We start from the raw sequence: 6,132 nt of genomic DNA, 5'->3' as shown, positions 1-6,132 counted from the left end.
CCCGTCCGTTGTCCCGCAGGTCCTGCCCTGATCCCACACCCAGCGGATCGGTGAAACGGCCGCGCACCCCAGGGGTGCGCGGCCGTTCGCGTTCCGGGGAAACTCCCAGGCTGATTTCAACCATCTTTTCCCAGCCGGAGAGGTGTCCGCCCACTCTTGGTGAAGTTGTCAGCCGCCGCTGTGCATGAATACCTCGGCGGCGAGGTCGGCGCTGCGGGAGTCCAGGACATGGTCGGCGCCCAGCGCCCGCACCGTCTCGTGCTTGCCCGGTGACGCGGTGGCAATGACCGTTGCGCCATAGTGTTCGGCCAATCTCACCGCGGCCTGACCGGTACCGCCCGCGGCCGCGTGGATCAGCACGGTCTGCCCGGCGGTGAGGCCACCCAGAGGTCTGAGGGCGGCCAGTGCGGTGGGCCAGTTCACGACCAGGCCCAGCGCCTCCTCCGCTGCCCAGCCGGTCGGCACCGGTACGGCCGCGGCCGCGGGCAGCACCATGTATTCGGCGAAGGCCCCGTATCCGACACCGATAACCAGGGCACCGGCGTCGACGCCGGTCACCCCGTCGCCCACGGCAACGACCGCACCGGCGGCCTCGAAGCCCGCGATATAGGGCGGTGGTGGACCGCCCGGGCCGGCGCCGCGGGTCTGTGAGATATCGCGAAAGTTGATGCCGGCGGCGGCGACTCGGATCAGGATCTCCCCTCGGCCGGGGATCGGCACCGGTGCGTCGGTGATCAGTCGCAGGTCCTGCGGACCGTTCAGCGAGGTCTGCCGCAGCGCGCGCATGGTGGTGGGAAGGCTCATAACAAGGTAGACCTCGGCCACCACGGAAAGGAATCGCTCGGGCCGGCCGCGTGACACAGCCCGCGACCGGACGAGGTGGGGACAGCCCCACCTGGGTGGGGAGTCAAACGCATGTCGGTGGCGGGCCGAAGCTCATATGTTCGTTGGTGCAAGCGATTTCGATGATCAGCGAAGGGAACACGATGACCGAATCGACAGCGAATCGCGGCGAATCGGCGGCCCACGCGGAAGTGGTCCTGGTGACCGGGGCCGCGAGCGGTATCGGCGCGGCGCTGGCGCGGCGCTATGCGCGGGGTGGCGCGCAGGTCGTGCTCGTGGATATCGACGAGGCCGCGGGCCTGGCGGTCGCCGCGGAAACCGGCGGGCACTTCGTCGCCGCCGATGTCGCGCGCCTGGACGACAATCGGGCCGCGGTCGAGGTCGCGGTGTCCGCGTTCGGGGGGCTGGACGTGGTGCACCTCAATGCCGGGACCGGCGGCGCGGGCGGCGCCGGTGAGGATTTCGACCTCGACCGATACCGGCGGACCATGGCGGTCAATGTGGATGGCGTCATGTTCGGCATCCACGCCGCATTGCCCGCGCTACGTGCGCGCGGTGGCGGCGCGATCGTCGCGACCTCGAGCCTCGCCGGAGTGGCGCCCACGCCGTTCGATCCCATCTACGGGGCCAGCAAGCACGCGGTCATCGGACTGGTGCGGTCGCTCGCGGAGAAGTGGTCGGAGGCCGGAATCACCATCAACGCCATCTGTCCCGGTTTCGCCCGAACCGGCATGGTCCCCGGCGCTTTGCTCGAACACCTGCACGGAGAGGGCTACGCCGTCGCCGAACCGGACGAGATCGCCGCCGCGGCCGTGGACATCGCGCACGGCAAGGGCACCGGGCAAGCGTGGGAACTCCAAGCCGGCCAACCCCCGACCCCGGTCGAATTCCCGCATATCGCCCTCAGCCGCAGCACAACCGACGCCCGGTGACTTGCGGCGCCGTCTTGCTCACCCGCGAGTAAGGCCCGCCAGGCGGACTCGACTGCCAGGATCTTGCGCCGCTCGCCTGCGAGGATGTAGCGATGGTCGATCAGCAGGCGCCGCCCGCGGAGCGCGCCAAGGTGTCTCCGACGTATGTGCTCGCCGGGCTGGTGGCGGTGGGGGTCATCGCGCAGGCATGGCTGGCCACGGTGGTGGGTTCGTTCGCGCGGCTGCAGACCGCGACCACCGTGTTCGTGGGTGTCTTCGTGCAGGCGGTGCCGTTCCTGGTGCTCGGTGTGCTGGTCAGTGGGGGTATCGCGGCCTTCGTGTCACCCGCGCTTCTGCGTAAGGCCTTGCCGCGCAACGAGACCGCGGCGATCGGGGTGGCCGGGCTGGCGGGGATGGCGCTGCCGGGGTGCGAGTGCGGTGTGGTGCCGGTGGCGCGGCGGTTGATCGATCAGGGTGCGCCGAGTTCGGTGGCGCTGGCCTTTCTGTTGTCCGCGCCGGCGACCAATCCGGTGGTGCTGGTCGCGACGGCGGTCGCGTTTCCCGGCGAGCCCGGCATGGTGTGGGCGCGGTTCATCGGGTCGCTGGCCACCGCTCTCGTCATGGGTCTGCTCTGGTCCCGGATCGGGCGGCCGGGCTGGATGCTGCCGCGGAGCCGCGGGCACGAGCACTGCGCCGAGGGCGGGACCCGCTGGGAGGTGTTCACCGAGGCGGCGCGGCATGATCTGTTGCAGGCCAGCGCATTTCTCGTGCTGGGCGCGGCGGCCGCGGCGGCCCTGCACGTGCTGGTGCCGCCCACCTGGTATCAGCGGCTGGGCGGGGAGATGGTGATCGCGATTCTGGTGATGGCCTTGCTGGCCATCGTGCTCGCGCTGTGTTCGGAGGCCGATGCGTTCGTGGCGTCGAGCATGTCGGCGCTGCCCTTGCTGCCGCGGCTGGTGTTCCTGGTGGTCGGGCCCGCGGTCGATGTGAAGTTGTTCGCCATGCAGACGGGCAGTTTCGGGCGGCGCTTCGCGATTCGCTTCTCGCCGTTGACCTTCGCGGTCGCGGTGGTCTGCGGCACGGTCGCCGGATATCTCTGCCTGGGCGGTGCGCGATGACCATGGGCGGTGCGCGATGAATCGGGAAACGCAGAATCTGTTGCTGCTGCTGATCGGTGGCGCGGTGCTGTGGACGACGCTGGACGGCGGTTACCTCCGCTACGTGAAACCCGGGCTGTTCCCGTTCCTGCTGATCAGCGGTGCGGGCTTCGTACTGCTCGGAATCATTGCGATAGTGCGCGATATCCGGCGCGCCCGGCCGCTGGACGATCATCGACACGGTACCGGCCGCGCGCAATGGTTGCTGCTGGCGCCCGCCGCCGCACTGCTGCTCATCGGCCCGCCCGCGCTGGGCGCCGCGGCCGTGACGACCTCGGCGCCCATGCCGGTCGCCGCGAATCAGCCTCAGCAGCATCCGTTCCCGCCGCTGCCGGAGGATCCCGCACCCACGCTGACCATGTACGACCTCGTGGAGCGGGCGGTGCTGGACTCCAGCCATTCCCTTGACGGACGGGAGGTGCGGATCTCCGGATTCGTCATCGCCCCAGGGGATTCCACCATCGAACTGGCGCGCGTGCTGATCACCTGCTGCGTCGCCGATGCCCGATACCTGTACGTCCATCTCGACGGGATCCACGATCGGATCGCGGACAACACCTGGCTCGAGGTCCGTGGCATCGTCGATCCGGGCAGCGCCGGACGCGACCCCTCCAGGATCCCGACCCTCAAGGTCACCGACTACCACGAGATCCCGGCCCCGGCAGGCACGTACGAGCTACCCCACTGACCGCTTCAGCTCACCCGAGGAGTGATGGCAGGTCCATTCGCGGATGGTGGCGGCGATGAGGGCCGGGTTGTCGTACATGGGTACGTGGCCGACATCGGGGAGGATGCGCCAGGTGGCGGAGGGGGCCGAGCGGCGCCAGCCGGCGGCGTACCGGTCGTAGGGGATGAGGCGGTCGCTGCCGCTCCAGGCGATGAGGACCGGGAGATCGAGCGGGCCGTAGGGCTCGTATTCGGTAGCTATGACGCTCGGAATATCGTCGACAATGGTGCAGCGCAGCGCGTTTCGGGCCGCGAGGATGGCCTGCTCGGAGCTGACGCGGTCGCCGTGTTCGCAGACGGTGCGCATCGTGCGGCGGCGCAGCGCCGGAACGCGCAGGACCAGCGGCATCAGCGGGTAGCCGAGGCGCTGCTGCCGGCGCATGGCCCGGAAGATGGCGGGGACACGGGTTTCGGTGGTGCTCCAGGCGCCGGCCGGGGAGAAGGCGACCACGCTGCGGGCGCGGCCACGGCGGGCGAGTTCCATGGCGAGCCAGCCGCCGAGCGAGTTGCCGGCAATGTGCGCGGTGCCGAATCCGGCGTCGTCCATGGACTTTTCGAGCCAGTCGGCCGCGGCGGCAATGGTGTAGGGCCGGGGTAGGTCGGGGATTCCGGCATGGCCGGGCAGGGTGGGGGCGAAGACGTCGTAGCTGTCGATCAGCAAGGGCGCCACCGTGTTCCAGCAGTGCCAGGAGCTGGTGCCGCCGTGCAGTAGCAGGAGGGGTTCGCCGGCGCCGGCGCGGTAGTACGGGGCCGAGGCGGGGGTTGCGGGATTCGTCATCGTTGACGCGTCCTTTCTACGGGGGATCTGTGAGCGCGAGCCGGACGAGTTGTCCCAGGGATCGCGCGGTCTGCTCCGGCTCGCCGCCGGGCTGGACGATATGGCTGAAGAGCAGCCGGACCAGGCTTTCGATGAAGAACTCCAGGTCGAGGCCGGGGCGGAAGCGGTCCGGCCAGTGCTGTTCGGCGTGTGCGAGGGCGAGGCGGGTGGCGGCGGTGACGAACGGCCCGGACTGGGTGGTGACCATGGACAGCATCTCGTCCGGCTGTTGCGGGTCGGCCGCGAGCACGGCGGCGGCCAGTGGGTCCACGGCAATGGTGCGCAGCACGAATTCGGAGATGGCCGTGATCGCGGCGACCGGATCGTCGCGGTGCTGTTCGAAGACGGCCAGCGAGCCGGTCAGGTAACGCTCGGTGTTGTGCCATGACATGGCTTCCAGCACACCGGTTTTGGAGCCGAACTCGTTGAACACGGTGCGCCTGCTCACGCCCGCGCGGGTGGCGATGTCGACCATGCGGACCGCGTTCCAGCCGGTGTCGCCGGCCAGTTCCACGGCGGCCTCCAGGATGCGCTGACGGGCCAGGGCTCGGGTAGCCGCGCGCAGGGTTGGGGTCTCGCTGCTGTTCACGGCCCCCATCCTTCCTGCTCGTCCCGATCATTCGTCCTCCACCTCGCGGTTGACATCGAACAACACCAGCCGGATAGTTGCACTCTACTAGCTGTAGAGTGCATATTACGCACCTTGTTGCCAACATGATGCACAAGCTCAGGATTCTGGAGGGACAATGGCGTTACCTGCGGAGCTGGCCGATCGGCTGACATTGCCGCTGATCGCCGCGCCCATGACCGGCGTATCGGGCCCCGAACTGGTGACCGCGGCCTGCCGCAATGGGGTCATCGGATCGTTCCCGACCCACAATGCGCCGACCGTCGACGCGCTCGATACCTGGCTGCGGCGCATCACCGGCGAACTCGCGCCGCACCCGGACGCGGCGCCGATCGCACCGAACCTGGTGGTGCACCGCACCAATCCGCGACTGGCGGGCGATCTGGACCGGCTCATCGCGCACGGCGTCCAACTGGTCATCACCAGCGTCGGATCACCGGAAGCCGTGATCGGACCACTGCATCGGGCCGGCTGCCGGGTCTTCGCCGACGTCGCCACCCTGCGTCACGCCGAACGCGCACTGGACGCGGGCGCCGACGGGCTGGTGCTGTTGACGGCCGGAGCGGGCGGGCAGACCGGATCGGCGAATCCGTTCGCCTTCGTACGCGCGATCCGCGAGCATTTCTCCGGGCCGCTGGTACTGGCCGGCGGGATCAGCGACGGCCGCGCGCTGTTCGCCGCCCGCGCGCTCGGCGCGGATCTGGCCTATATGGGCACCGGCTTCATCGCGACCACGGAAAGCCTGGCGCCCCAGGACTACCGGGAGGCGGTGGTCACGGCCACTCTCGACGATATCCGGCAGACCGCACAGCTCGCCGGACTGCCCGCCAACCTGCTCGCGGCCTGGCTGGAATCCCAGGCCCCGCAGAGCGTTTCGGCAGGTGACTTCCAGGCGGAACGACTCCTGGACGGCCGCACGGTCTGGAGCGCCGGGCATTCGGTGTCCGGCGTGCACGCCGTCCGCTCGGTCGCCGAGCTGATCGAGCGCGTCCGGGCGCAATACCGCGATGCCCACCGCCACTTGTTCGACATGACCTGTCACTGAAAGGA

At 69.5% G+C, this 6,132-nt stretch carries 7 protein-coding genes; 4 read left to right on the top strand and 3 right to left on the bottom strand.

The window, feature by feature from the left end:
- Positions 1-168: 168 nt before the first annotated feature.
- Complete coding sequence (locus ACIP5Y_RS36395) at positions 169-804, bottom strand: alcohol dehydrogenase catalytic domain-containing protein (RefSeq protein ID WP_400356910.1); 636 nt, start codon at positions 802-804, stop codon at positions 169-171.
- A gap of 182 nt (positions 805-986) precedes the next feature.
- On the opposite strand from ACIP5Y_RS36395, the gene ACIP5Y_RS36390 reads away from it, so the two are divergent.
- The 3 genes from ACIP5Y_RS36390 (at position 987) to ACIP5Y_RS36380 (ending at position 3,599) form a co-directional block, all read left to right on the top strand.
- Positions 987-1,775, top strand: coding sequence for an SDR family NAD(P)-dependent oxidoreductase (locus ACIP5Y_RS36390; protein ID WP_400356909.1), 789 nt, complete (start codon positions 987-989; stop codon positions 1,773-1,775).
- A 92-nt stretch (positions 1,776-1,867) separates the two neighbouring features.
- A complete protein-coding gene (locus tag ACIP5Y_RS36385) occupies positions 1,868-2,872 on the top strand; it encodes a permease (protein WP_400356908.1) in 1,005 nt (334 codons plus the stop codon).
- A 16-nt stretch (positions 2,873-2,888) separates the two neighbouring features.
- Positions 2,889-3,599 (top strand): TIGR03943 family putative permease subunit, encoded by a 711-nt coding sequence (locus ACIP5Y_RS36380; RefSeq protein ID WP_400356907.1) that lies wholly within the window; start codon positions 2,889-2,891, stop codon positions 3,597-3,599.
- Here ACIP5Y_RS36380 and ACIP5Y_RS36375 read toward each other — a convergent pair.
- On the bottom strand, positions 3,588-4,415 hold the full coding sequence (locus ACIP5Y_RS36375; protein ID WP_400356906.1) for an alpha/beta fold hydrolase: 828 nt from the start codon (positions 4,413-4,415) through the stop codon (positions 3,588-3,590). The genes ACIP5Y_RS36380 and ACIP5Y_RS36375 overlap by 12 nt on opposite strands.
- Positions 4,416-4,431: 16 nt before the next feature.
- Complete coding sequence (locus tag ACIP5Y_RS36370) at positions 4,432-5,043, bottom strand: TetR family transcriptional regulator (RefSeq protein ID WP_400356905.1); 612 nt, start codon at positions 5,041-5,043, stop codon at positions 4,432-4,434.
- 157 nt (positions 5,044-5,200) lie between these two features.
- On the opposite strand from ACIP5Y_RS36370, the gene ACIP5Y_RS36365 reads away from it, so the two are divergent.
- Positions 5,201-6,127, top strand: coding sequence for an NAD(P)H-dependent flavin oxidoreductase (locus ACIP5Y_RS36365; RefSeq protein ID WP_400356904.1), 927 nt, complete (start codon positions 5,201-5,203; stop codon positions 6,125-6,127).
- Positions 6,128-6,132 lie beyond the last annotated feature (5 nt).

The organism is Nocardia sp. NPDC088792 (genome assembly GCF_044750615.1).
Taxonomy (GTDB): Bacteria; Actinomycetota; Actinomycetes; order Mycobacteriales; family Mycobacteriaceae; genus Nocardia.
Note: the sequence above shows the minus strand (reverse complement) of the source record. Positions and strands in the feature narration are given on the sequence as shown.